The sequence below is a fragment of the Nonomuraea sp. NPDC049419 genome (assembly GCF_040676995.1).
Lineage (GTDB): Bacteria > Actinomycetota > Actinomycetes > Streptosporangiales > Streptosporangiaceae > Nonomuraea > Nonomuraea salmonea.
Map to the genome: position 1 here is coordinate 116,213 of NZ_JBFAQB010000013.1, position 24,642 is coordinate 140,854.

Sequence of the window (24,642 nt, forward strand, 5' to 3'; positions counted from 1 at the left end):
GCTCATCGCACCGGACGGCTGCCGCGGCCTTCCCACGCCCCATCAGCGCAGGATTCGCAACGGAGCCGCCATGGCCACGGGCCCAGCCCAGCCTGTCCAAAGCGGTCAGAACGGCCAGAACGGCCGGCTGGACAGCCGCCGCTTCCGGCAGGTGCTGGGCAGGTTCGCGACCGGGGTGGTGGCGATCACCGCCGTCGATCCGGTGGACGGCCGGCCGTACGGGCTGGCCGCCAACTCCTTCACCTCCGTCTCGCTCGACCCGCCGCTCATCGCCTTCTGCGTGGCCCACACCAGCACGAGCTGGCCCAAAGTGCGCGGCGCCAAGGTCGTCACCGTCAACGTGCTGGCCGAGAACCAGCAGGCCGTCTGCGTGCAGATGGCGGCCAAGGGCGGCGACAAGTTCGCCGGGCTGGCCTGGACCGGCTCCCCCGGCGGCAACCCCGTGCTCGACGGCGCGCTGGCCTGGCTGGACTGTGCGGTCGAGGCCGAGCATCCGGCCGGCGACCACATGATCGTGGTGGCGCGGGTGCTCCAGCTCGACACGCACGCCGACGGCGGGCCGCTGGTGTTCTTCCGCGGCGGCTACGGAGGATTCGCCGGGGGGTTCGTTGAGCCTGCGTGAGGAGGCGCGGGCCTTTCTGGAGGAGAGCCTGAGCGGCCCGTTCGCCCACGCGCGCGGGCTCGGCGGCCCCGGGCGCGAGCACGAGGGCCAGGAGCTGCGCCAGGCGTGGGAGCGCCACCTCGGCAAGCACGGCTGGACCTGCCTGGCCTGGCCCGAACGGTACGGCGGCCGCGCCGCCTCGCTGGAGGACCAGGTCGCCTTCCACGAGGAGTACGCCAGGGCCGACGCCCCCGCCCGGGTCGGCCACATCGGCGAGGGCCTGATCGGCCCGACCATCCTGGAGTTCGGCACCGAGGAGCAGAAGGAGCGCTTCCTGCCGCCGATCCAGCGCGGCGACGAGCTGTGGTGCCAGGGCTACTCCGAGCCCGACGCCGGCTCCGACCTGGCGAACATCCGCACCAGGGCCCGCCTCGAAGGCGGCGAGTGGGTGGTCACCGGGCAGAAGGTCTGGACGTCCCTGGCGCACGTGGCCGACTGGTGCTTCGTGCTGTGCAGGACGGAGGAGGGCTCGCAGCGGCATCGCGGGCTGTCGTACCTGCTGGTCCCCATGAAGCGGCCGGGAGTCGAGGTACGGCCGATCGTGCAGCTCACCGGCACCTCGGAGTTCAACGAGGTGTTCTTCGACGGCGCGCGCACGGCGGCGGGGAACATGCTCGGCGCCCCTGGCGACGGCTGGCGGGTGGCGATGGCCACGCTCGGGCACGAGCGCGGCGCCTCCACCCTCGGCCAGCAGATCGGCTTCCGCCGGGAGCTGCGGCGGGTCATCGAGACGGCGAAGCGCACCGGGGCGGCCGGCGACCCCGTGCTGCGCGACCGGCTCGTCCGGTCGTGGCTGGAGCTGGAGATCATGCGGCTCAACGCGCTCAGGATGCTGCGCTCCGACCGGCCGGGCCCCGAGGCGTCGATCGCCAAGCTCTACTGGTCGGAGTGGCACCGCAGGCTGGGCGAGCTGGCGCAGGCCGTACAGGGCCGGGCGGGGCTGGTAGGAGAGCTCGACGCGCTGCAGCGCCTCTACCTGTTCAGCAGGGCCGACACGATCTATGCCGGTTCGAGCGAGATCCAGCGCACCATCATCGCCGAGCGCACGCTGAAGCTCCCCCGCTGAACGGAGCCGCACCCATGCCCACGTCCTATCCCAGAGCGCACGGCCTGCTCGACGGCCGGGTCACGCTGGTCACCGCCGCCGCGGGCGCGGGCATCGGCTACGCCACCGCCCGGCGCTGCGCCGAGGAGGGCGCCACGATCGTGCTCTCGGACCGGCACGAGCGCCGCCTGGCCGCCGCCGCCGAGGCGCTGACCGAGCTGACCGGCGTCAAGCCGCTGGCCGTGCCGTGCGACGTGACCTCGGAGGCGCAGGTGCTCGCGCTGTTCGACGCGGTGGTGGAGGCGCACGGGCGGCTGGACGTGGTGGTCAACAACGCCGGACTCGGCGGTACGTCCCCGCTCGCCAAGATGACCGACGAGCAGTGGCACGCCGTCCTCGACGTCACCCTGACCGGCACCATGCGCTGCACCAGGGCGGCCCTGCGGCACATGATCCCCCAGGGTGGCGGCGTCATCGTCAACAACGCCTCCGTGATCGGCTGGCGGGCCCAGCGCGGGCAGGCGCACTACGCGGCGGCCAAGGCCGGGGTCATGGCGCTGACGAGGTGCGTCGCGCTGGAGGCCGCCGAGCACGGGATCCGGGTCAACGCCGTGGCGCCGTCGCTGGCGGTGCACCCGTTCCTCGCGAAGGTGACGAGCGAGGAGCTGCTGGCGGAGCTGGCGGCCAAGGAGGCGTTCGGGCGGTCGGCGGAGCCGTGGGAGGTCGCGAACGTGATCGTCTTCCTGGCCAGCGACTATTCGTCGTACATGACAGGCGAGGTGGTCTCGGTCTCCTCGCAGCACCCCTGACCGGCGCGACGCCTGGCGACCGACCAGTTGGTATGGCATGCTCCCAGAACATGACTCTGTTCTCCGTTGAAGGCAAGACCGTCGTCGTCACGGGCGGCTCGCGCGGCATCGGACGCATGATCGCGGCCGGGTTCGTGGCGGCCGGCGCGGACGTGTACATCTCCGCCCGCAAGACGGCCGAGGTCGAGAAGACGGCCGCCGAGCTGGGCTGCCGGGCGGTGCCCGCCGACCTGTCCACGCCCGGCGGGATCGACCGGCTGGTGTCGGCCGTGGAGGGGCCGCTGCACGTGCTGGTGAACAACGCGGGCGCCACCTGGGGCGCGCCGCTGGAGGAGTTCCCCGAGCACGCCTTCGACAAGCTCTGGAACATCAACGTCAAGGGCGTCTTCTACCTGACGCAGAAGTTCCTGCCGCAGCTGCGGCAGGCGGCCGGCGCCGACGACCCCGCGCGGGTGATCAACATCGGCTCGGTGGACGGCATCAGGGTGCCGGCGCTGGAGAGCTACGCCTACTCCTCGACCAAGTCGGCCGTCCACATGCTGACCCGCCACCTCGCCCAGCGCCTGGCCAAGGAGCACATCACGGTGAACGCCATCGCCCCCGGGCCGTTCGACTCGAAGATGATGGCGTTCGCACTCGACGACCCCGACACCCGGGAGGCCATCGCGCAGAGCGTGCCGCTCGGGCGCATCGGCCGGCCCGACGACATGGCGGGCGCGGCCATCTACCTGTCGTCGCGGGCGGGGGCGTACCTCACGGGGGCGGTCATCCCCGTGGACGGCGGCATCACCTGCTGACCCAGCAGCTCGCGCAGCGCCGCCGCGAACCGCGCCGGAGCGGCGGGGTCGAGGGTGAGGAAGAGGTACGGCTCGGTCAGCTCCATCTCGATCAGCGCCGGCTCGCCGCCGGGTAGCCGGACCAGGTCGATCCTGGCATAGAGAAGGTCATGGGGTACGGCGGTGAGCACCTTCTCGGCGAGTTCGACCTGGTCCGGGGCTGGTGTGCGCAGCTCGGCCCGCTCGTTGTCCTCGGTGGTGGCACCGGGGGCGAGCATGGGGCTGCGGCGTACGGCGTGGCTGAAGCGGCGGTTGAAGTAGAGCAGGGAGGTCTCGCCCTCCGACTCGACCATGTCGAGGTAGGGCTGGACCATCGGCGTGCGCCCCGCGGCCTCCAGCGCCGCGGCCAGCCGGGCGGCCTCGGCACGGTCGGTGGTCCTGGTGGTGTCGCGGGCGCCGGCGGAGACGGCCGGCTTGACGACGTATTCCGGCCAGTGGGGCAGCTCTCGCGACGACCAGTGCGTGGGCACGATCGGCACGCCCAGCTCACGCAGGTAGGTCTTGTCGGTGTTGGCGTCGATCACGGGGTACGGATTGAGCAGCCGCGTGACCGAGGCCACGCGCCGCGCCCACCCGACGAACTCCTCGCGCCGGTCCACGTAGTCCCAGACGCTGCGGACCACCACGGCGTCGTAGGCGCTCCAGTCGGCGTCAGGGTCGTCCCAGCGCTCGGCGCGCCCCTCGATGCCGGCCTCCCGCCAGGCCGCCAGCATCGGGGCGAGCTCGTCATCGGGCCCGTCAAACGTGGCATAAGCACAGATAGTCACGCAGGGATGCTAATACGCCGCAAGCCGGGCCTTTTCCGGCCCGGCTCGCCGCGGTCGGGCCGCGCCGCGGTCCGGCGGTCGCGCGGCGCGGCCCTGGTGGTGCTAGTCGACCACGTCGTCCACGACGACGTCGCTGCCGTTGGTGCCCGTCACGGCGTTACCGTTGACGTTGTTGAAGCTGGTGGCGCCACGACCGCCGCTGACGTTGGCGTTGTAGACGTTGCCGAAGTTGTTGCCCGACTGCGAGGAGTTGGCGTTACGGCTGGAGTTGCCCGCGTTGGTGTCGGCGTAGGCGGGGGCCGACAGCAGGGTGACGCCGGCGGCGGTGGCGGCGATGACACCGGTCACGCAGAGCTTCTTCATCATGATGTGTCCTTTCGAGGTGCTGTTTTCTCGGACGTCAGCCGGTCAGTAGAAGATGTAGGTCACCGTGATCCCGCCGTTGGTCGCGGTCGGGGCGATGCCGTTGATGTTGTTGACGTTGGTCGAGAGCCCGTCGCCGTCGTTGCCGGCGAGGACGTCTCCGAAGGCGTTTCCCGACTGGGCCGAGTCGGTGTTGGCACTCCGGTTGACGGCCCAGTTGCCACCCGCCCAGGGGCCCGCCCACCGGGCCCAGTCGTCGTCAGCGTGAGCGGGGGTTGCGAGTAGCGCTCCGCCGACGGCCGTTGCGAGCACGGCCGCGACGGTCCACACCCTTCTGATCACATCTGCTCCTTCGCCATCCGAGGGGGAAGCCCGCCGGGGACGGCGGCCACCGGGCCCGATGGGCGCCGCCGGCCCCTTTGGGGCTTCCTTGACCTCAGGGGATCAAGGTCAGTGCGAGCATATAACCATGCGTGGTCGAATGGTAGCGAGGAGTGATCAGAACATTGTTCGGAGCTTACGCTGACAAGGGGTGTCAGTGACCCGGGCTTACCGTCCGCGCATGATCTACGAACTGCGGCGCTACCGCATGCGCCCGGGACGGCGCGACACCCTGATCTCGCTGTTCGAGCGGGAGTTCATCGAAGGACAGGAGGCGGCGGGCATGCGGGTGCCCGGCTCCTTCCGCGAGGCGGGGCAGCGGGACACGTTCCCCTGGTTGCGCGCCTTTCCCTCCATGGAGGAGCGGCGTGCCTCGTTGGAGTCCTTCTACGGCGGGCCGGTGTGGCGGGCGCACCGCGACGCCGCCAACGCCACCCTCGACGACTCCGACGACGTGCTGCTGCTGCGGCCCGTCGGGCCCGAGCCGCCCCTGTCCGAGCGCCCGCCCGCCGGCGCCACCGACCTGCCGCCCGCCCTGTACGTCGCCACCGTCCACCACGCCGGGGCCGGCTTCGCCGGGTTCTTCGCGCGTGAGGTCGCGCCCGTGCTGGCCGAGGCGGGGGTGCCCGTCGTCGCGTGCTTCGAGAGCGAGCACGCCGAGAACACCTACCCGCGGCTGCCCGTACGGACGGGGGTGAACGTGTTCGTGTGGTTCGCCCGCTTCGACGGCCCGGAGAAGGAGCAGGAGGTGGACCTCCCGATGATCACCCCCCACCTCACCGCCCCCTCACTCCGCCTGAAACTCCACCCGACGGCCCGCTCAACCATGCGCTGACGTGGGGGCCGATCGCGCCTCACGGCCGGGGGCAGGACGCTGGTCGGGAGGCGGGCGCCGGTCGGGAGGCGGGCGCCGGTCGGGAGGCGGGCGGATCAGATGGGCTGGCCGTAGACGGGTTCTGGGGACGGGGCCGTGGTCAGGAGGTCGGTGACGGCCGGGCCGACGTCCGCCGGGTCCCAGCGGGCGCCGCGGTCCACCTCCGGGCCGTGGCGCCAGCCCGTCGCCAGTGCGATCGTCCCGCCCTCCACCTCGAACACCCGTCCCGTCACGTGCGCCGACTCCTCCGAGCCGAGCCAGACGACGAGCGGAGAGACGTTCGCGGGGTCCATGGGGTCGAAGCCGGACGCGGGGCGGGCCATGGACTCCGCGAACACCTGCTCGGTCATCCTGGTACGGGCGGCGGGCGCGATCGCGTTGACCGTCACCCCGTACCTCGCCAGCTCGGTGGCGGCCACCAGGGTCAGCGCGGCGATGCCCGCCTTGGCCGCCGCGTAGTTGCCCTGCCCCACGCTGCCCATCAGGCCCGCGCCCGACGAGGTGTTGATCACCCGGCCGCTGACCCGGTCGCCCGCCTTGGCCCGCTCCCGCCAGTAAGCCGCCGCATGCCGCAACGGCGCCGCGTGTCCCTTGAGGTGGACGCGTACGACGTCGTCCCACTCCTGCTCGGTCATCGAGACCAGCATCCTGTCCCGTACGAAACCGGCGTTGTTGACCAACACGTCCAGCCGCCCGTACGCGCTGACGGCGGTCTTGACCAGCCGGGCCGCGCCGTCCCAGTCGGCGACGTCCTCGTTGCTGGGCACCGCCTGCCCGCCGAGGTCGCGGATCTCCTCGGCCACGGCCAGCGCGGGCCCCGCCGAGCCGCCCTCGCCGGCGGGCCCGGTGCCGAGATCGTTCACCACGACGCGAGCGCCCTGCCGGGCGAACTCCAGCGCGTGCTCCCTGCCGATGCCCCGACCGGCACCCGTCACGACCACCACGCGCCCGGCACAGATACCCACACAGACCTCCCGACAAGGATCAAGCACAAATACCAGCAAACGCCCCCAGAAACCACCCTCCGAGAGCAAGGCACGGCGTGGACGCCACCCACGCGACTCCCCACAGGCACGGCGCTAGCCCTTCCCCGCAGACGCGGAGCGAGCGCCCCCGGGCGGCTTCCCAGAGGCGCGGGGTGAGCGCCCTCCGAAGGACGCGGTCAAGGTGGGGTGGTGGCGAGGAGGCGCCAGGCGGGGACTTCACCGCCGCCGTCCACGCGGACCTCGGCGCCGGTCACGTAGCCCGGGGCGGCCAGCCACAGGCAGGCGGCGGCGACGTCCTCCGGGGTGGCCGGGCGGCCGGCCGGGATCGCGGAGGCGTCCACGTCGCGACCGCCGTGGTGGGGTGCCGCGTCCGGGGTGGCGGCCAGGCCGACGACGACCGTGTTCACGCGGACGTGGGGCGCCCATTCCGCGGCCAGGCAGCGGGCCAGGTGGTGCAGCCCGGCCTTGGCGGCGCCGTACGCGGCGGTGCCCGGCGACGGCCTGGCCCCGCTGGCGCTGCCGATCATCACGACGGCCCCGCCCACGGCGGCGAGCAGCGGGTACGCGCGCTGCGCCACCAGCAGCGGAGCCGTCAGGTTGAGCTCGATGACCTTGGCGTGCAGGCGCGGCGAGGTGCCCGCCAACGGCGCGGGCGGCGACCCACCGGCGTTGTTGACCACCACGTCGAGCCGCTCGAACCCGGAGATCAGCCGCTCCACGTCCTCAGGCACCCGCACGTCGGCCCGCACGAACCCAGGAGCCGGCAGCTCTCCCCCCAGATCCGCGCAAGGAGCCCGCGGATCTTCCTCTGGGTCCGCGCGAGGGGGTCGCGGATCTGCGTGAGGGGGTCGCGAGTCGTTTGCTGGGGATGGGGTTCGGGCGCAGATGGTGACGGTGGCGCCGGCGGCCTGGAAGGCCTTGGCGATGCCGGCGCCGATGCCGCGGGTGCCGCCCGTCACCAGGACGTGCTTGCCCGCGTAGTCGTAAGAGACGGTCACGGGTGCTACCGTACCAAGCAAGCGTTAGGTGGAGGAGAGTGGATGGGGATCTCGCTGCTGGACGGGCCCGTCGCGGAGGTGGTCGTGGACGTGCCGCCGGTGAACGCGCTGGCCGTACGCCACTGGGAGGAGCTGGCGCGGGCCCTGCGCACGGCCGGCGACGACCCCGCGACCAGGGTGGTCGTGCTGCGGGCCGAGGGCCGCGGGTTCAACGCCGGGGTGGACATCAAGGAGATGCGCGACACCGACGGCTTCACCGCCCTGGTCGGGGCGAACCGCGCATGCCACGCGGCCTTCGCCGCCGTCTACGGGTGCGCCGTCCCCGTGATCGCCGCCGTGCACGGCCACTGCCTGGGCGGCGGCATCGGGCTGGTGGGCAACGCGGATGTGGTGGTGGCCAGCGAGGACGCCTACTTCGGGCTGCCCGAGGTGGACAGGGGTGCGCTCGGCGCCGCCACCCACCTGGCCAGGCTGGTGCCCGGCCACCTGATGCGGGCGATGGTCTACACGTGCAGGAACGCGACGGCGGCGCAGCTGCACGCGTTCGGGGCGGTGCTGGAGGTGGTGCCGCGCGACAAGCTGCGGGACGCCGCCATGGAGGTGGCCGGGCAGATCGCCGCCAAGGACCCGTACGTGATCCGCCGCGCCAAGGAGTCGCTCAACGGCATCGACCCGATCGACGTCAACCGCAGCTACCGCTTCGAGCAGGGCTTCACCTTCGAGCTGAACCTCATGGGCGTCGGCGACCGGCACAGGGAGCGGTTCGCGTGAGCAAGGTGATGACGGCCTCCGACGTGGCCGGCCAGGTGGAGAGCGGCATGACGGTCGGGATCGGCGGCTGGGGGTCCCGGCGCAAGCCCATGGCGCTGGTGTCGGCCCTGCTCCGCTCCCCCGTACGCGACCTCACGATCGTCTCCTGCGGCGGCCCCGACGTCGGCATGCTCTGCGCGGCGGGGAAGGTGCGCAGGGTGGTGGCCCCGTTCGTCACGCTCGACACCATCCCCTTGGAGCCGCACTTCCGGCGGGCCAGGCAGCGCGGCGAGATCGCGTTCACCGAGTACGACGAGGGCATGTTCATGTTCGGCCTGCTGGCGGGGGCGCACCGGCTGCCGTTCCTGCCGACGCGGGCGGGGCTGGGCTCCGACGTGCTGCGGGTCAACCCTGAGCTGCGGACGGTGCGGTCGCCGTACGGGGACGGGGAGGAGCTGGTCGCGGTGCCCGCGCTGACCATGGACGTGGCCCTCGTCCACCTCAACAGGGCCGACCCGCGGGGCAACGCCCAGTACCTGGGGCCCGATCCGTACTTCGACGACCTCTACGCCAAGGCGGCGGCGCGGTGTTACGTCTCGTGCGAGCGGCTGGTGGACCCGGCCGACCTGCTCAAGGAGGGCCCGGTGCAGTCGTTGCTGATCAGCCGGTCGATGGTGGCGGGGGTGGTGGAGGCGCCGGGCGGTGCGGGGTTCACCTCGTGCGAGCCCGACTACGGGCGCGACGAGGCGGAGCAGCGGGTGTACGCCGGGACTCCTTGGGAGGACTACCGTGAGCGGCTCGCCTGAGACGACGACCACGACCCCGACCGTGACGCGTGCTGACGTGTGCGTGGTGGCGTGCGCGGAGGCGTTCAGGGGTGACGGGGAGATCCTGGCGGCCGGGATCGGCGGGCCCGTCACGGCGCTGGCGGCGCGGCTGGCGCGGCTGACGTTCGAGCCCGATCTGCTCACCAGCGACGGCGTCTGCCTGCTCACCGGCGACGTGCCCGCGCTGGGGGCGGCGCCCGAGGTGGTGGAGGGGTGGCTGCCGTTCCGCGACCACCTGTGGCTGGTGCTGAACGGACGCCGGCACGTCATGCTCGGCGCGAGCCAGATCGACCGGTACGGCAACACGAACATCTCCTGCGTCGGCGACTGGGCGCGTCCCAAGGCGCAGCTCCTGGGGGTGCGCGGGGCGCCGGGCAACACGCGCTGCGACCCGACCAGTTATTGGATCCCCCGGCACGGGCGGCGGGTGTTCGTGCCCGAGGTGGACATGGTGAGCGGCATCGGCACCGGCCGGGGCGCGTACGAGCTGCGCCGCGTCGTGACGGACCTCGCCGTCCTCGACTTCTCCGGCCCGGGCGGAACGATGCGGCTGGTGTCGGTGCATCCTGGCGTGAGCGTGGCCGACGTGGTGGCCGCGACGGGGTTCGAGCTGTCCGGGGCCGACGGGGACGTGCCGCGTACGCGGGAGCCGACCGCCGAGGAGCTGCGGGTGCTCGGCCGCCTCGACCCCGGCCGGCTGCGCGACCGCGAGGTGCCGGCGTGAGGACCGCGCTGACCTCGCTCGTCGGCTGCCGGTACCCGGTCGTGCAGACCGGCATGGGGTACGTCGCGGGCGCCCGGCTCGCCGCCGCCACGTCGCGGGCCGGTGGGCTCGGCGTCATCGGGGCGGCCACCATGTCGGTGCCCGAGCTGACGGCGGCGATCAGGCGGGTGAAGGAGCGTACCGACGCGCCCTTCGGGGTGAACCTGCGCGCCGACGCCGACGACGCGGCCGAACGGGTGGAGGTGCTGGTCAGGGAGGGGGTGCGGGTGGCGTCGTTCGCGCTGGCGCCGCGACCTGAGCTGATCGCGCGGCTCAAGGACGCCGGGGTCGTGGTGATCCCGTCGGTGGGGGCGCGGCGGCACGCCGAGAAGGTGGCGGGGTGGGGGGCGGACGCGGTCATCGTGCAGGGCGGCGAGGGCGGCGGGCACACCGGGCCCCTCGCGACCACGCTGCTGCTGCCGCAGGTGGTGGACGCGGTGGACATCCCGGTCGTCGCGGCCGGCGGGTTCTTCGACGGGCGGGGGCTGGTGGCGGCGCTCGCGTACGGGGCCTGCGGGATCGCCATGGGCACCCGCTTCCTGCTGACCAGCGACTCGCCGGTGCCCGGCGAGGTGAAGCGGTTCTACCTCGCGGCCCGGGAGACCGTGGTGACCAGGAACGTGGACGGGGTCCCGCACCGGGTCCTGCACACGCCGTTCGTGGCCGCCCTTGAGCGGTCGCGGCTCGTGCGGGCGCTGGTCAACGCGGCGCGCTTCAAGCGGCTCTCAGGGCTGTCGTGGGGGTCGCTGCTGCGCGAGGGGCGGCGTATGCGGCACGGGCGGGAACTGACGTGGGCCCAGGTGCTCCAGGCCGCCAGCACGCCGATGCTGCTGCGGGCGGCCATGGTCGAGGGGCGGGCGGACCTGGGAGTGATGGCGTCGGGCCAGGTGGTGTCGGTGCTGGACGACCTGCCGTCGTGCCAGGAGCTGATCGAACGCATCATGGCAGAGGCCGAAACCACCCTCGCCCGTCTCCCTTGACTGAAGACCTCCAACTAAAGGACGGTGATGCCGCGGGCGGCGAGGATGGCGGCGGCCTGCGACCGGGTGATGATGGCGCCGGCGAGGGCGCGGAGTTTGGTGTCGTCCGGTTCGCCGAGGTCGGCGCCTCTCAGGTCGGCCTTCGCGAACTTGGCGCTCAGGAGGCGGGTGCCTCGGAGGCGGCAATCCACCAGGGTTGCCTCAGTGAAGTCGCAGCCTGACAGGTCGGCGTCGTCGAAGCGGACGCCTTCGATGGTCTCGCCCCGCAGTGAGCAGCCGCCGAGGTTGGCGAGGGTCAGGTTGCAGCGGGACAGCGTGAAGCCGGTGCCGCGCGAGCCGGTGAGCATCGCGCCGATCATGCGGCAGCCGGTGAACGACGCGTCGGTCAGCAACGCCCCGCCGAACTGCGCGGAGGACAGGTCGACGTCGGCGAAGCGGGCGTCGATGAGGTCGGCGTCGGCGAACCGGATGCGCATGCCGCCCCCGCCGGTGAACACGGCCCCGTCGAGGTCGGCCTTGCGAAGGTCGGCGCCCTCCAGGACGCACGACTCGAAGCGGGCGCCCGCCAGCGGCGCGCCCCACAGGTCGGCCTCGGTGAGGTCGCACTCGCGGAAGACGTGGGTCTCGTCGGAGGAGAGCCGCTCGGCCAGCGCCTGGTGGGAGAGGTCCGCGCCGTCGAAGATCACCGTCAGAGGCTACCAGTCAGCACCTCGGCGGCGGCCTGTCCGCAAACCCTGGCGGACCCGTACGTGGCGATGTGCACGCCGCCCAGGTCGGAGCGTACGGGCAGCCCCATCTCGACCACGACGGCGTCGGGACGGACCCCGAGCAGGTGCCGCAGCACCTCGGCCTGCCAGGGGTGCCGGTGCGCGTCCCTGACGACCACGGCCAGCGGGCGGTCGCCGGCGAGCACGAGCAGGCGGTCCAGCTCGGCGCCCGTGGCCGAGCGGGCGGTGAGGCGGGTGACGGTGGTGCCGGGCCGCAGGCGGGCGAGCGGCTCGCCGACGCCCCACGGGGTGCCCTTGTCGATGGCCAGGTTCATCTCGGGAGCCAGCTCGACGACGTGCGGCGCAGGTCCGATGGGCAGCACGGGCGCGGTGGAGCGGCGGGTGACGCGGACGGCGCGACGGGCCGCCTCCAGGCCCACCCCGCCGTCGGAATGGCGGACCGCCTCCAGGCCCATCTCGCCGTCGGAGTGGCTCCGGCTGCCCGAGGAGGCGGCCCAGCCGGCCAGCTCGCGGACCCTTCGAGCGGCGTCGGCCAGCCGCTCCTCGGGCAGCAGTCCGGTGGTGACGGCGGTCGCGATCGCGTCGCGGACGCCGTCCGCGGTGGCCTCGTCGGCGTGCTCGCCGCCGACGCAGATGGCGTCGGCCCCGGCGGCCAGGGCTCGGGCGGAGGCGCCGCCGATCCCGTACGCCTCCGACACGGCCGCCATCTCGATGCCGTCGGTGATGATCAGCCCGTCGAACCCGAGCTCCTCGCGCAGCAGCCCGGTGAGCACCTTGGGGCTGAGCGTGGCGGGCCGCTCGGCGTCGTACGACGGCACGAGCAGGTGCCCGGTCATGATCACCTTGACGCCCTCGTCGATGGCCTCGCGGAACGGGTGCAGCGCGTCCTGGATCCCGCTCTCGGCGACGACGGGCACGCCGTGGTGGGAGTCGACGGTGGTGTCGCCGTGCCCGGGGAAGTGCTTGGCGGTGGCGGCCACCCCGGCGGACTGCAGGCCGCGGACGAACGCGCGGGTGTGCCGGGCGACCAGGGACGGGTCGGCGCCGAAGGCGCGCAGGCCGATGACCGGGTTGTCGGGGTTGGAGTTGACGTCGGCCGAGGGGGCGAAGTCGATGGTGATGCCGGCCCCGGCCAGGTCGTGGCCGAGGTCGCGGGCCAGGGCCTCGGTGAGCCGTACGTCGTCCACGACGCCGAGCGCGTACCCGCCCGGCCTGCTGCTGCCGGTGGCCACCTCCAGCCTGGTGACCTCGCCCGACTCCTCGTCGGTGCCGATGAGCACCGAGGGGTTCTCCGCGCGCAGCTCGGCGGTGAGCCGGGCGAGCTGGCCGGGGTCGGCGATGTTGCGGGAGAACAGCGCGACGCCGGCGAGCCCGGCGCCGAGCCGGCGGCGCAGCCAGTCGGGCGGGGTGTGGCCGGTGAAGCCGGGGAAGAGCACGGCGTCGGCGAGGCGAAGCAGGTCACCGCTGAGGGACATGCACCGCAATCTAATAGGAAAGTTTCCTATTTGCTAGAGGCATTTTCTGACGTCAGCCCGCTCCCATCGGTGCGGAACTCCGCCACCCTCCGCACGGGCGCGTCCCTGCGACCCACGAAGTCCACCGCGCGGAAGGCCACCCGCAGCTCCCCTGGGTCCGCGACGCACGACAGGAAGCCGCGGCGGCCGTCCACCGCCGGCGGCGCGTTGACGCGCCCCTGGCGCAGGCCCCGCGTGAAGCGCTCGTCCTCGGCGAGCTGCCAGTCCACCTCGACGGCCCTCGGCGGCATGCCGCCGGGTCGCGCGGGGTCGGTGGCGAGGGGATCGGCGGCTCATCGGGGCCCGGGCAGCACGCCGTCGGGCATCGGCTCGCCGGAGGCGACACCCAGCGTGAACGGGTCGGCCATGGCGTCATCCCGACCCCGCCAGGCGTTCGACGACGGTGACGTTCGCCTGTCCCCCGCCCTCGCACATCACCTGCAGGCCGTACCTGCCGCCGGTGCGCTCCAGCTCGTGCAGCAGCTTGACGGCCAGCACCGCCCCGGTCGCGCCGAGGGGGTGGCCGAGCGCGATGGCGCCGCCGTTGGGGTTGACGCGGGCCGGGTCGGCGCCGGTCTCCTTGATCCAGGCCGGCACGACGGACGCGAACGCCTCGTTGATCTCGATGACGTCGAAGTCGCCGATCTCCATGCCGGTGACGCGCAGCGCGTGCGCGGTGGCGGGGATGGGGGCCGACAGCATCATGATCGGGTCGTCGCCGCGGGCCGACAGGTGGTGGACGCGGGCGCGCGGGGTCAGGCCGTGCTCGCGTACGGCTCGGGGCGAGGCGACGAGCAGGGCCGCGGCGCCGTCGGAGATCTGCGAGGCCAGCGCGGCGGTCAGGCGGCCGCCCTCGGTCAGGGGTTCGAGCGCGGCCATCTTGTCCAGGGTGGTGTCCCTGCGCGGGCCCTCGTCGGTGGTGACGCCTTCGTACGGGGCGATCTCGCGGCCGAAGCGACCGGCGTCGATGGCGTCCAGGGCCCGGCGGTGCGAGGCGTACGCGTACCGCTCCATCTCCTCGCGCGACAGCTCCCAGCGCTCGGCGATCATCTCTGCGCCGGCGAACTGGGAGACCTCGCGGGTGCCGTACCGCTCGGCCCAGCCCTTGGAGCCCGAGAACGGCGTCTCGTGCCCGAGCGGCCGGCCCGCGAGCATGGCGGCGGAGATGGGCACCATGGACATGTTCTGCACGCCGCCCGCCACCACCAGGTCGGCGGTGCCGGACAGCACGGCCTGGGCGGCGAAGTGCAGCGCCTGCTGCGAGGAGCCGCACTGCCGGTCCACGGTGACCCCGGGCACCTGCTCCGGCAGGCCGGCCGCCAGCCAGCAGGTACGCGCGACGTCCCCCGCCTGCGGCCCGATCGTGTCCACGCAGCCGAAGATCACGTCGTCCACGGCCGCCGGGTCGGCGCCCGTGCGGGCCATCAGCTCCTTCAGCACGTGGGCCCCGAGGTCGGCGGGGTGGGCCGCGGACAGGCCGCCGTTCCTGCGCCCGACCGGGGTGCGGACGGCGCCGGCGATGTACGCCTCGCTCATCTCCGCATCGTAGCAAGCGCTTGGTCTAGTCGGGAACGCCGTATGAGCTGGCACTGTTGTGTGAACAAGCGATTGTCTGAGGGCTCATAATGGTGACGTGACGACGCGAAAGAACTCCGGCACCACCACCGCCCCGGCGAAGCGCCAGCGCGCGACCTCATCGGGGTCCGCGTCAGAGCGCCGTGACCACCTCGTCAAGCTCGCCGCGGAGCTCTTCGCGCGCAAGGGCTTCCAGGCCACGACCGTACGCGAGATCGCCAACGAGGCCGGCATCCTCTCCGGCAGTCTTTACCACCACTTCGACTCCAAGGAGACGATCGTCGACGAGGTGCTGTCCACCTTCCTCGACGACCTGCTCGCCCGCTACCGCGCCGCGCTCGACTCGGGCCCCGACCCGCGCGCGGTGCTGGAGGAGATGGTCCGCATCGGCTTCGGCACGCTGGAGCCCCACCGCTCGGCCATCACCGTGATGCAGAACGACTGGAACTACCTGCGCCAGTTCGAGCGCTTCAACTACCTGGTCAAGGCCGAGGACGAGGTCGAGCAGATCTGGGTCTCGCAGATCAAGGCCGGGCAGGCGGCCGGGCTGCTGCGGGCCGACGTCGATCCCAAGCTGACCTACCGGATGATCCGCGACACGATCTGGGTGGCGGTGCGCTGGTTCCGTCCAGGCGGCAGGCTCAACACGGCCGGGCTGGCCGAGCACTACATCACCGTGCTCTTCGACGGCATCGCCACGGGCGACCGCACCACGCACAAGGGATGAGCCTCGGCAAGGCGGTGCGGCTGGCACTGCAGGAAGTGGCCGAGCCCGGCAAGGCCGAGACCATGCGGGCCTACATGAAGTCGGAGATGCCGTTCCTCGGCGTGAAGGCGGTGCCCAGGCGGTCGGTGCTGCGGGTGGTGTTCGGCGAGCACCGGCTGGAGAGCGCGCCCGAGTGGCGGCGCGCGGTGCTGTCGCTGTGGCGGGAGGCCGAATACCGCGAGGAGCGCTACGCCGCCATCGAGCTGTCCGGCCACCACCTCTACCGCGACTACCAGACCCTCTACACGGTCCCCATGTACGAGGAGATGATCGTCACCGGCGCCTGGTGGGACCTGGTCGACGAGCTGGCCACGCATCGCATCGGCCACCTGCTCGCCACCTACCCCGACTCCATGCGCCCGATGATGCTCGAGTGGGCCCACGACGCCGACCTGTGGAAGCGGCGCACGGCCATCCTGTGCCAGAACCGCTTCAAGGAGCGCACCGACACGGCCCTGCTCTACGCGTGCATCGAGCCGAGCCTGTCCGACAACCAGTTCTTCGCCCGTAAGGCGATCGGCTGGGCCTTACGCGAATACGCCAAGGTCAACCCCGCCGAGGTCGTCCGCTACGTCCGGGCGAAGGGCCTGACGGGGCTCAGCAAGCGCGAGGCGCTGAAGAACGTGCCCGCCTCCTAGCGGGTCCACAGCGCGTCCTGCACGGCCTGGACGAGGGCCATCAGCTCAGGGGTGACCCGCTCCCTCGACCAGGCCAGCGCGTACGTGATGCGCAGCCCGCCCGCCTCCAGCGGCACGAACCGCACGTCGTCGCGCCGGACCGTGCGCACCAGCAGGTGCGGGATGGGCAGCAGCCCGGCGCCGGCCGCCACCAGGTCGAGCGCGGCGGCGAAGTCGTCGTCGGCCACCAGCCGCGGCCTGCCCGGCAGCCCCTGCCACGGGCGGCTCGCCGGGGTCAGCAGCACCTCGCCGCCCAGGTCGGCGGCGCTCGCCCGTGGCCGCCCGGCCAGCCGGTGCCCGGCGGGCACGGCCAGGTGGTCCACCGTGACGTGGAACCTGGCCGCCGTGACGAACTGGGCGGGCGCCGGCGTCGCCAGGATCGCGGCCGACACCTCCTGATCGGCCAGTGCCCGTGCCGCGGCCGTCCGTCCCGCCGCGCGCAGCTCGACCCCGATGGACGGGGTGCGGCTCGCGAGCCGTCTGGCGATCCTGGCCGCCAGTGCGCCGACGAGCGGTGGATAAGCCAGGTGAATGGTCGGCCTGGCCAGCCTGGCCGCCTCGTCGCCGAACGCGCGTACCGACTCGATCACCTGCTCCGCGTACGCGAGCAGCGCCTTGCCCTGGGCGGTGAGCCGCACCTCGCGGGCGCTGCGCTCGAACAGCCTGGCGCCGGTGGCGCGTTCGAGCCGGGTGACGGCCTGGCTCATCGCCGGCTGGGACATCCCCAGGTCGGCCGCCGCGGCCGAGAAGCTCAGCCGCTCGGCCACCCGCGTGAAGCACTGGATCTCCCTGAGCATAAGCAGCACCAATACATGGTGCACGACGTGGCGGAAGGTCGGCACGATGCGAGCGACCTGATCGTCCTTGCTGAGGGAGTCGAAACCCATGTCCCCAACCGCCGTCTTCCCCGCCTCCACGGTGCTCGGTTACCCGAGGATCGGGCCGCGCAGGGAGCTGAAGCGGGCGCTGGAGTCGTACTGGGCCGGGCGGTCCACCCAGGCCGAGCTCGACCGGGTGGGTGCCGAGCTGCGCGAGCGCACCTGGCGGCGGCTGGCCGAGCTGGGGCTCGACGGGCTGCCGTCCAACACCTTCTCCCTGTACGACCACGTGCTGGACACGGCGGTGCTGCTGGGGGCGGTGCCGAAGCGGTATCGCGACGCGGCCGACCCCTATTTCGCGATGGCCAGGGGCACCGAGGAGCTGGCGCCGCTGCGGATGACCAAGTGGTTCGACACGAACTACCACTACATCGTGCCGGAGATCGGGCCTGAGACGGTGTTCGAGCTGGACGCGGCCAAACCTCTCGGTGAGGTGCGCGAGGCGCGGGCCCTGGGGTACGAGACGCGGCCCGTGGTGGTGGGGCCGCTCACCTTCCTGCTGCTGGGCGGGGCGCTGGACCGGCTGGACGACGTGCTCGGGCCCTACGAGGAGCTGCTGGCGGCGCTCGCCGCCGAGGGGGTCGCCTGGATCCAGCTCGACGAGCCCGCGCTGGTCGGTGACCGGACGCCGGAGGAGCTCGACGCGGTGCGGCGGGCGTACGAGCGGCTGGGCGCTGCGGCGGCGCGGCCCGCGCTGCTCGTGGCCGCGCCCTACGGCGACCTCGGGGCGGCGCTGCCGGTGCTGGCCGGCACGCCCGTGGAGGCCGTCGGGCTCGACCTGGTACGCGGCGGCGTCCCCGCCGTCGATCTGACCGGCAAGACCGTGGTCGCCGGGGTGGTCTCGGGGCGCGACGTGTGGCGGACCTCGCAGGAGCGCGCGCTGGCGGTCCTCGCGGCCGTCCGCGCCTCCCGGGTCACCGTCTCCACCTCGTGCTCCCTGCTGCACGTCCCCTACACGCTGGCCGCCGAGCCCGGCCTGGACCCGGCGCTGAAGGAGCGGCTGGCCTTCGCCGAGGAGAAGGCGGCCGAGGTGGTGGCACTCGCCGCGGCGGACCGCCCCGCCGCCGGGCCCATCCCTGAGGTGTCCGTCCCGCCGGCCGCTCCTGTGGCGCTGGAGGAGCGCGGGCCGTATGCGGTACGGGCCGCCGCGCAGCTCACGTTGCCGCCGCTGCCGACCACCACGATCGGCTCGTTCCCGCAGACCGGCGAGCTGCGCGCGGCCCGCGCGGCGGTGGTGGCCGGGACGCTGTCGCAGGCGGACTACGAGCGGCGGGTCGAGGCCGAGATCGAGCGGGTGATCCGGCTGCAGGAACGGCTCGGGCTCGACGTCCTCGTGCACGGCGAGCCGGAGCGTAACGACATGGTGCAGTACTTCGCCGAGCACCTCGACGGGTTCGCGGTCACCAGGAACGGCTGGGTGCAGTCGTACGGGTCACGCTGCACCCGGCCGCCGATCCTGCACGGCGACGTCTCCAGGCCCGCCCCGATCACGGTGCGGTGGGCCACGTACGCGCAGTCGCTGACGGACCGGCCGGTCAAGGGCATGCTCACCGGGCCCGTCACGATCGTGGCCTGGTCGTTCGTCCGCGACGACCTGCCGCTGCGCGATGTGGTGTTCCAGGTGGCCGACGCGATCAGGGAGGAGGTGCGCGACCTGGAGGCGGCCGGCGTGCGGATCATCCAGGTGGACGAACCGGCCCTGCGCGAGCTGCTGCCGCTGCGCCGCGCCGCCCAGTCCGACTACCTGGAGTGGGCGGTGGCGGCGTACCGGCGGGCCACGTCGGGAGCGAGCGACCACACCCAGATCCACACCCACCTGTGCTACTCCGACGCCGACCAGATCCTCGCCGCCATCGACGGCCTGGACGCCGACGTCACCACCATCGAGTCCGCCCGCTCCGGCGGCCGCATCCTCGGCTCCGTCCCGGGCTTCGGGCGCGGGCTCGGCCCCGGCGTGTACGACATCCACTCACCCCGCGTCCCCGCCGTGGACGAGGTCGAGGCACTCCTGCGCAGGACCGTCGAGGCGCTCCCGATCGAGCGCGTGTGGGTCAACCCGGACTGCGGCCTGAAGACGAGGACGTACGAGGAGGTGGAGGCGTCGCTGACCAACGTGATCACCGCCACCCGCCGCCTCCGCGCGGAACTCTAGGGGGCGGTGGTGAAGGCGGCGTGGCAGGAGGCGGCGTCGGTGAGGAGCGGGCGGGCGGCGAGCCAGGCCGCCGCCCCGGCGCCGTCCCTGGCCGTCGCGACCCGCGCACCGGCCAGCAGCTCCGTGACCGCGTCACGCACGGGCCCGTCGTTGGTCAGCACGCTGCCCGCGAGCACCACGGGCCCGGACACGTGCACCCGCCGCAGCGTGTCCACCAGGTGCCCGGCCGCCCGCCTGACGATCCCCTCCGCCACCGGGTCACCGGCCGCGGCGGCCTTGCTGACCAGCGCCGCAAGGGCGGCCAGCCCCATGTGATCGGCCTGCGCCACCCGCACGACCCGATCGGCGATGGCACGCGGGGTCTCGGGCCGCTCCTGGCCGAGGACGTGGGTGAGGACCAGGTCGGTCAGGATGTCGCCGGGGACCGGGAGACGGCCCCGGTCGAGGGACGAGATGACCGCCTTGGCGGCCTCGCGGCCGATCCAGAAGCCGGAGCCCTGGTCGCCGAGCAGCCAGCCGAGCCCGTCCGCGATCCGCGCCACCTCGAAGCCCGCCACCCGGGTGGCGACCGCGCCCGTGCCCGACAGCAGCAGTGAGCCGTCGGGCTCGGCGGAACCCGCGGCGTAGGCGATGGTCACGTCGGGGACGTGGACGGGCGGCCGAGGGATGCCGTGCGCGGCCCAGAGCGCGGCCAGCTCCGGCACCATCGCGGGCGTGGGCCCGGCGACACCCGCCATCGAGGCGGCGACGCGGCTCCCGTCGAGGGAGTCCAGCGCCTCCTTCAGCGCGGCGCCGACCGCGGCGACGGCCTTGGCCAGGCCGTGGGCGGTCGGGTTGCCGGCGGCGGCCCGCGCGTACCCCACCCTCCGGCCGTCGAGCGTGTGCACGGACACCCGCGTGGAGGTGGCGCCGGCATCGACACCGACCACTAGCGATTCAGTCACGGAACGAGTCTGGGGGTTGACGCGACCGGTAAGCAAGAATAATTTTCGCCAGAAGACCGGGTATTCGGAAGGAATATTCGTGACTTCAGGAGCGCTCGGGCGCGTCGAAACAGAACTACCCGGCTTGCCGGAGGCCCTACGCAGGGTCGGCGAGGTGATCCTCGGCGACCCGGCCGAGGCCGCGCGCTCGACCATCATCGCGCTGGCCGAACGCGCGGGCAGCTCGCCCGCGACCGTCACCAGGTTCTGCCGGGCCTTCGGGTTCTCCGGCTACGCCGAGCTGCGGGTCGCGCTGGCCACTGAGACCGGCCGCGCCGCCCAGGCCGGCTGGGGCGCGGGCGTCGGCCACGAGATCGGCCCCGACGACCCGCTCGACGCGGCCATCGAGGTGATGGCCGCCGCCGACACCCGGCTCATCCAGGACACCGCGGCCCAGCTCGACCTCGGCGTGGTGGGCCGGGTGGCCGCCGCGATCGTGGCCGCGCCGCGCGTGCTCCTGGTCGGCGTCTCCACCAGCGGGAACGTCGCCACCATGCTCGAAGGGCGGCTGCGCCGCATCGGCATCCCCGTCTGGAGCGCGGGCGACGCCCACGTGGCGCTGTCGGAGGCGGCGCTGATGAAGGCGGGCGACGTGGCCATCGGGATCAGCCACCGCGGGCGTACCAGGGAGGTCATGGAGGCGCTCGCCGAGGCGGGCGGCCACGGCGCGCTGACCGTCGCCGTCACCTCCTTCGCCCGCTCCCCCCTCGCCGAGCTCGCCGACCTGGTGCTGACCACCGCGAGCAGGGAGACCACGTTCAGGCTGGGCGGGCTAGCGGCCGTGCACTCGCAGCTCTTCGTGCTGGACGCGGTCTACGTGGCGGTCGCACAGCTCACGTACGAGCGGACGAACGAGGCGTTCGAACGCACGATCAGGGCCGTCGAGGGCCACCGGGTGGAGAGAGGCTGAATGACGCTCCCCGCGCGAGGCCGCCCACGGCCGGCGTCCTGGCCCACCCTCAGGCGATCACTCAAGCCTCGTCCACCGGACGGGCTCCACCACAGCGGACCATGAAAGGTCAGGAATAGCCACCATGCCTCACACCCCCCGTATCAGCAGGCGCGAACTCCTTCGCGGCGCGGCGCTCGTGCCCGTGGCGGGCGCGCTGGCCGCCTGCGCCACCCCGGCCGCCCAGCCGGCGCGGTCCAGCTCGGCCGCCCCCGCGGCGACCAGCGCGGCGAACCCGTTCGGCGTGGCCAACGACAAGCCGCTGGAGGTGTGGATCTTCGACGGCGGCTTCGGCCAGGAGTACGCCACGAACATCCACCAGCCGCTGTTCAAGTCGAAGTATCCGAGCGTGGAGATCAAGCACAACTCCACCAAGGAGATCACGAAGATCCTGCAGCCGCGCTTCGCCGGCGGCAACCCGCCCGAGGTCATCGACAACTCGGGCGCGAACTTCATGGACTTCGGCGCGCTCTCCCAGGACGGCCAGCTCCAGGACCTGACCCCGCTGCTGGACGCGCCGAGCTGGGACGACCCGAACGTCAAGGTCCGCGACACCATCGACCAGTCGGTCATCGACATCGGCATGTACGACGGCAAGTTCAGCGTGCTGGGCTACGTCAACTACATCCACGGCATCTGGTACTCGCAGAAGGTCTTCAGGGAGAACGAGTGGGAGGTGCCGAAGACCTGGGACGCGTTCCTCGCGCTGTGCGAGACCATCAAGAAGTCCGGCAAGATGGCGCCTTTCACCTACGCCGGCAAGTTCCCCCAATACCTGTACGAGCCGCTGCTCACCATGGCCGCCAAGATCGGCGGCAACGAGGTGCTGGTGAACATCGACAACCTGGAGGACGGCGCCTGGACGACCGAGGCCATGAAGACCGCCGCCGCGGCCTGGGCCGAGGTGGGCGCCAAATACCTCATGCAGGGCACGACCGGCCTCGACCACGTACAGACGCAGACCGCCCAGAACAAGTACAAGGTGGCCATGCTGCCGTCCGGCTCGTGGCTGGAGAACGAGCAGAAGACCACCACGCCGGACGACTTCGAGTACGGCATGTTCCCCATCCCCGACGTCACCGGCTCCGACAAGCTGCCGTACGGCACCCTGCACACCCAACCGGGCGAGAACTTCATCGTCTCCTCGCGCAGCGCGCATCCGCAGGCGGGCCTGGAGTACCTGCGGGCCATGCTGTCGAAGAAGGCCGCCGGTGACTTCAGCGCGCTCGTCCGCACGATGACCGTGGTCAAGGGCGCCACCGAGGGCCGCGACATCTCCCCCGGCGTCACCAGCGCCTCGAAGGCGGTCGCGGACGCCGGCGACAACACCGTCTACTACCGCTGGTTCAACTGGTATGGCCCGCTCAAGGACGAGGCCATCGCCGCCACCGGCGAGCTGATGTCCGGCAACCTCACCGCCGACAAGTACCTCGAGCGCATCCAGAAGAAGGCCGACGAGATCAAGAACGACTCCTCGATCAAGAAGTACAAGCGCTGATGACCTTCAACAGGTATCGCCGCGGGCTGTTCATCACCTCGTTCCTGGCAGCCCCGGTGATTCTCTACCTGGTGTACGTGATCGCCCCGTACGTCCAGGCGTTCTACATCGCGATGACGGACTGGCGCGGCGTGACGGCCACGCCGCGGTTCATCGGCCTGGAGAACTTCCAGCGGCTGTTCGCCGACACCGCGTTCTGGAAGGCGGTCACCCACAACGCGGCCCTGCTCGTGCTGCTGCCGCTGATCACGATCGTGATCGCGCTGTTCTTCGCGTTCCTGCTGAACGTGGGCGGCCGGCAGGGCACGTCGGGCATCCGCGGCTCGAAGTTCTACCGGGTGGTCTTCTTCTTCCCGCAGGTGCTGGCCGTGGCCGTGGTCGCGGTGCTGTTCCAGCAGGTGTTCCGGCCCGACGGCAGCGGCATGCTGAACGGGCCGCTGATGGCGCTCGGGCTCGAACCCGTCGGCTTCCTGTCCGACCCTGACGTGGCGTTCTGGTCGGTGCTGAGCGTCATGGTGTGGCAGGCGGTCGGCTTCTACGTCGTGCTGTTCTCCGCCGGCCTCGCGAGCATCCCGAAGGACATGTTCGAGGCGGCGCAGATCGACGGGGCGAGCCGGGTCAGCCTGTTCTTCCGCATCACGCTGCCGCTGCTGTGGGACACCGTGCAGGTCGCCTGGGTCTATCTCGGCATCCTCGCCCTCGACGTGTTCGCCATCGTCTGGGTGATGACCCTGCAGCACGGCGGCCCCGACCGCTCGACGACGGTCATGGCCGCCGAGATCTACCGCAACGCCTTCGAGTACTTCCGCTTCGGCTATGCCTCGGCTCTGGGCGTGGTGATGTTCTTCTTCACGGTCGGCTTCGCGATCTTGTCACTGCGCCTGTCCCGGCGCGAACGAATCGAGTACTAGGTGACGACGATGACCTCGTGGACCGCGGCCAACTCGCGCAAGCTCGCGCGCGCCGAGCGCAGGAACCGGCTGGGGCCGCTCGGGGTGCTGACGCACCTGGCCCTGCTGATCTGGACGCTGCTCGTGATGGTCCCGATCGTGTGGACGTTCCTCGCCTCGGTCAAGAGCGAGGACGAGATCTTCGGCGACGCCTGGTCGCTGCCCGCCTCGCTGCGCTGGGACAACTTCGCGCGGGCCTGGGAGCAGGCGCACATCGGGCAGTACATGCTCAACAGCGTCATCGTCGTGTCGTTCAGTACGTTCGGGACGATGCTCATCGGGTCGATGGCGGCGTACGTGCTGGCCCGGTATCCCTTCCGCGGGAACCGGGCCATCTACCTGCTGTTCGTCTCGGGGCTGGCGTTCCCCGTCTATCTGGCGCTGACGCCGCTGTTCTTCGTCGTGCAGAACATGGGCAACCTCCCCCTGATCGGGCCGTTCATCGGCCTGAACACGCACGCGGGGGTGGTGCTGGTCTACATCGCGTACTCGATGCCCTTCACGGTCTTCTTCCTGTCGGCGTTCTTCAGGACGCTGCCGACCGCCGTGGGCGAGGCCGCGATGGTGGACGGGGCCTCGCACACCCGGGTCTTCTTCCAGATCATGCTGCCGATGGCCCGGCCAGGGATCATCAGCATCACGATCTTCAACATCCTGGGCCAGTGGAACCAGTACCAGCTCCCGCTCATCCTTCTGCAGGAGCGCGACAAGTGGGTCCTGACCATGGGCATCGCCGACATCTCCACGGCCGCCGGCTACGACCAGGACTGGTCCGCCCTCTTCGCCGCCCTGACTTTGGCCATCCTCCCGATGCTGATCGTCTACACGGCCTTCCAACGCCAAATCCAGGCCGGCCTCACCTCAGGAGCACTGAAGTAAGCACACGCGCCGCCCGGGCGGGCATCCGACGTGCAGGACACCCGCCCGGCAAT

The 24,642-nt window shown here is 72.1% G+C and carries 27 protein-coding genes; 16 read left to right on the forward strand and 11 right to left on the reverse strand.

The features are described from left to right. The first annotated feature begins 70 nt into the window (after positions 1–70). The 4 genes from AB0K12_RS31715 to AB0K12_RS31730 are packed head-to-tail and all read left to right on the forward strand — an operon-like array spanning position 71 to position 3,312. Complete coding sequence (locus tag AB0K12_RS31715) at positions 71–622, forward strand: flavin reductase family protein (RefSeq protein ID WP_364569322.1); 552 nt, start codon at positions 71–73, stop codon at positions 620–622. Continuing rightward, positions 609–1,727 (forward strand): acyl-CoA dehydrogenase family protein, encoded by a 1,119-nt coding sequence (locus AB0K12_RS31720; protein ID WP_364569325.1) that lies wholly within the window; start codon positions 609–611, stop codon positions 1,725–1,727. Before AB0K12_RS31715 ends, AB0K12_RS31720 begins: the two co-directional genes overlap by 14 nt. Before the next feature lie 14 nt (positions 1,728–1,741). Beyond that, on the forward strand, positions 1,742–2,515 hold the full coding sequence (locus AB0K12_RS31725; protein ID WP_364569328.1) for an SDR family oxidoreductase: 774 nt from the start codon (positions 1,742–1,744) through the stop codon (positions 2,513–2,515). A gap of 50 nt (positions 2,516–2,565) precedes the next feature. Continuing rightward, entirely contained in the window at positions 2,566–3,312 is a 747-nt protein-coding gene (locus AB0K12_RS31730; protein ID WP_364569331.1) for an SDR family oxidoreductase, read from the forward strand. Here AB0K12_RS31730 and AB0K12_RS31735 read toward each other — a convergent pair. From AB0K12_RS31735 to AB0K12_RS31745, 3 genes are all read right to left on the reverse strand, one after another. Continuing rightward, the gene (locus AB0K12_RS31735) at positions 3,240–4,118 is read right to left on the reverse strand and encodes a hypothetical protein (RefSeq protein WP_364569334.1); all 879 of its coding nucleotides are present in this window, start codon (positions 4,116–4,118) and stop codon (positions 3,240–3,242) included. The genes AB0K12_RS31730 and AB0K12_RS31735 overlap by 73 nt on opposite strands. Positions 4,119–4,220: 102 nt before the next feature. After that, positions 4,221–4,484, reverse strand: a complete 264-nt coding sequence (locus AB0K12_RS31740) for a hypothetical protein (protein WP_355423442.1) — start codon at positions 4,482–4,484, stop codon at positions 4,221–4,223. A 42-nt stretch (positions 4,485–4,526) separates the two neighbouring features. Continuing rightward, a complete protein-coding gene (locus AB0K12_RS31745) occupies positions 4,527–4,823 on the reverse strand; it encodes a hypothetical protein (protein ID WP_345398526.1) in 297 nt (98 codons plus the stop codon). A gap of 220 nt (positions 4,824–5,043) precedes the next feature. Here AB0K12_RS31745 and AB0K12_RS31750 point away from each other — a divergent pair, with 220 nt between their 5' ends. Next, positions 5,044–5,697 (forward strand): NIPSNAP family protein, encoded by a 654-nt coding sequence (locus AB0K12_RS31750; RefSeq protein WP_364569339.1) that lies wholly within the window; start codon positions 5,044–5,046, stop codon positions 5,695–5,697. Positions 5,698–5,792: 95 nt separating this feature from the next. Here the strand turns inward: AB0K12_RS31750 and AB0K12_RS31755 are convergent, their stop codons facing one another. Next, complete coding sequence (locus AB0K12_RS31755; protein WP_364569342.1) at positions 5,793–6,701, reverse strand: SDR family oxidoreductase; 909 nt, start codon at positions 6,699–6,701, stop codon at positions 5,793–5,795. A gap of 197 nt (positions 6,702–6,898) precedes the next feature. After that, the gene (locus AB0K12_RS31760) at positions 6,899–7,720 is read right to left on the reverse strand and encodes an SDR family oxidoreductase (protein ID WP_364569345.1); all 822 of its coding nucleotides are present in this window, start codon (positions 7,718–7,720) and stop codon (positions 6,899–6,901) included. Between the two features lie 42 nt (positions 7,721–7,762). On the opposite strand from AB0K12_RS31760, the gene AB0K12_RS31765 reads away from it, so the two are divergent. The 4 genes from AB0K12_RS31765 to AB0K12_RS31780 are packed head-to-tail and all read left to right on the forward strand — an operon-like array spanning position 7,763 to position 11,040. Then, the gene (locus AB0K12_RS31765) at positions 7,763–8,491 is read left to right on the forward strand and encodes an enoyl-CoA hydratase family protein (RefSeq protein WP_364569348.1); all 729 of its coding nucleotides are present in this window, start codon (positions 7,763–7,765) and stop codon (positions 8,489–8,491) included. Positions 8,492–8,499: 8 nt separating this feature from the next. Beyond that, complete coding sequence (locus tag AB0K12_RS31770; RefSeq protein WP_364569638.1) at positions 8,500–9,276, forward strand: CoA-transferase; 777 nt, start codon at positions 8,500–8,502, stop codon at positions 9,274–9,276. A gap of 22 nt (positions 9,277–9,298) precedes the next feature. Continuing rightward, positions 9,299–10,021: a CoA-transferase gene (locus tag AB0K12_RS31775; RefSeq protein WP_364569351.1), complete on the forward strand. Its 723-nt coding sequence runs from the start codon at positions 9,299–9,301 to the stop codon at positions 10,019–10,021. Then, on the forward strand, positions 10,018–11,040 hold the full coding sequence (locus tag AB0K12_RS31780) for a nitronate monooxygenase (RefSeq protein ID WP_364569354.1): 1,023 nt from the start codon (positions 10,018–10,020) through the stop codon (positions 11,038–11,040). Before AB0K12_RS31775 ends, AB0K12_RS31780 begins: the two co-directional genes overlap by 4 nt. A gap of 14 nt (positions 11,041–11,054) precedes the next feature. Here AB0K12_RS31780 and AB0K12_RS31785 read toward each other — a convergent pair whose 3' ends face one another. The 4 genes from AB0K12_RS31785 to AB0K12_RS31800 all read right to left on the reverse strand — a co-directional run bounded on the left by AB0K12_RS31785 (position 11,055) and on the right by AB0K12_RS31800 (position 14,818). Continuing rightward, positions 11,055–11,726 carry a pentapeptide repeat-containing protein gene (locus AB0K12_RS31785; RefSeq protein ID WP_364569357.1) on the reverse strand — a complete coding sequence of 224 codons (672 nt, stop codon included), beginning with the start codon at positions 11,724–11,726 and terminating at the stop codon, positions 11,055–11,057. Between the two features lie 2 nt (positions 11,727–11,728). Beyond that, positions 11,729–13,243 carry a glycoside hydrolase family 3 N-terminal domain-containing protein gene (locus tag AB0K12_RS31790; protein WP_364569360.1) on the reverse strand — a complete coding sequence of 505 codons (1,515 nt, stop codon included), beginning with the start codon at positions 13,241–13,243 and terminating at the stop codon, positions 11,729–11,731. Between the two features lie 26 nt (positions 13,244–13,269). Then, a complete protein-coding gene (locus AB0K12_RS31795) occupies positions 13,270–13,533 on the reverse strand; it encodes a hypothetical protein (RefSeq protein WP_364569363.1) in 264 nt (87 codons plus the stop codon). A gap of 121 nt (positions 13,534–13,654) precedes the next feature. Further along, a complete protein-coding gene (locus AB0K12_RS31800; protein WP_364569365.1) occupies positions 13,655–14,818 on the reverse strand; it encodes an acetyl-CoA C-acetyltransferase in 1,164 nt (387 codons plus the stop codon). 97 nt (positions 14,819–14,915) lie between these two features. Here AB0K12_RS31800 and AB0K12_RS31805 point away from each other — a divergent pair, with 97 nt between their 5' ends. Further along, the gene (locus tag AB0K12_RS31805; RefSeq protein WP_345398504.1) at positions 14,916–15,584 is read left to right on the forward strand and encodes a TetR/AcrR family transcriptional regulator; all 669 of its coding nucleotides are present in this window, start codon (positions 14,916–14,918) and stop codon (positions 15,582–15,584) included. After that, positions 15,581–16,261: a DNA alkylation repair protein gene (locus AB0K12_RS31810; RefSeq protein ID WP_364569369.1), complete on the forward strand. Its 681-nt coding sequence runs from the start codon at positions 15,581–15,583 to the stop codon at positions 16,259–16,261. The genes AB0K12_RS31805 and AB0K12_RS31810 overlap by 4 nt, the downstream gene beginning before the upstream one ends. On the opposite strand, the gene AB0K12_RS31815 is transcribed toward AB0K12_RS31810, so the two are convergent. Continuing rightward, complete coding sequence (locus tag AB0K12_RS31815; RefSeq protein WP_364569372.1) at positions 16,258–17,187, reverse strand: LysR family transcriptional regulator; 930 nt, start codon at positions 17,185–17,187, stop codon at positions 16,258–16,260. The two genes, AB0K12_RS31810 and AB0K12_RS31815, sit on opposite strands and share 4 nt — an antisense overlap. Between AB0K12_RS31815 and metE the strand changes: the two genes are divergently transcribed. After that, positions 17,186–19,330 (forward strand): 5-methyltetrahydropteroyltriglutamate--homocysteine S-methyltransferase, encoded by a 2,145-nt coding sequence (gene metE, locus AB0K12_RS31820; RefSeq protein ID WP_364569375.1) that lies wholly within the window; start codon positions 17,186–17,188, stop codon positions 19,328–19,330. The genes AB0K12_RS31815 and metE overlap by 2 nt on opposite strands. Here metE and AB0K12_RS31825 read toward each other — a convergent pair. Further along, positions 19,327–20,274, reverse strand: a complete 948-nt coding sequence (locus tag AB0K12_RS31825; protein ID WP_364569378.1) for a BadF/BadG/BcrA/BcrD ATPase family protein — start codon at positions 20,272–20,274, stop codon at positions 19,327–19,329. The genes metE and AB0K12_RS31825 overlap by 4 nt on opposite strands. A gap of 79 nt (positions 20,275–20,353) precedes the next feature. Here AB0K12_RS31825 and AB0K12_RS31830 point away from each other — a divergent pair, with 79 nt between their 5' ends. The 4 genes from AB0K12_RS31830 (at position 20,354) to AB0K12_RS31845 (ending at position 24,589) form a co-directional block, all read left to right on the forward strand. After that, a complete protein-coding gene (locus AB0K12_RS31830) occupies positions 20,354–21,223 on the forward strand; it encodes a MurR/RpiR family transcriptional regulator (RefSeq protein ID WP_364569381.1) in 870 nt (289 codons plus the stop codon). A 124-nt stretch (positions 21,224–21,347) separates the two neighbouring features. Beyond that, complete coding sequence (ngcE, locus tag AB0K12_RS31835; RefSeq protein WP_364569384.1) at positions 21,348–22,760, forward strand: N-acetylglucosamine/diacetylchitobiose ABC transporter substrate-binding protein; 1,413 nt, start codon at positions 21,348–21,350, stop codon at positions 22,758–22,760. Further along, entirely contained in the window at positions 22,760–23,671 is a 912-nt protein-coding gene (locus tag AB0K12_RS31840) for a sugar ABC transporter permease (RefSeq protein ID WP_364569387.1), read from the forward strand. The genes ngcE and AB0K12_RS31840 overlap by 1 nt, the downstream gene beginning before the upstream one ends. 9 nt (positions 23,672–23,680) lie before the next feature. Then, positions 23,681–24,589, forward strand: coding sequence for a carbohydrate ABC transporter permease (locus AB0K12_RS31845; protein WP_355423495.1), 909 nt, complete (start codon positions 23,681–23,683; stop codon positions 24,587–24,589). Positions 24,590–24,642 lie beyond the last annotated feature (53 nt).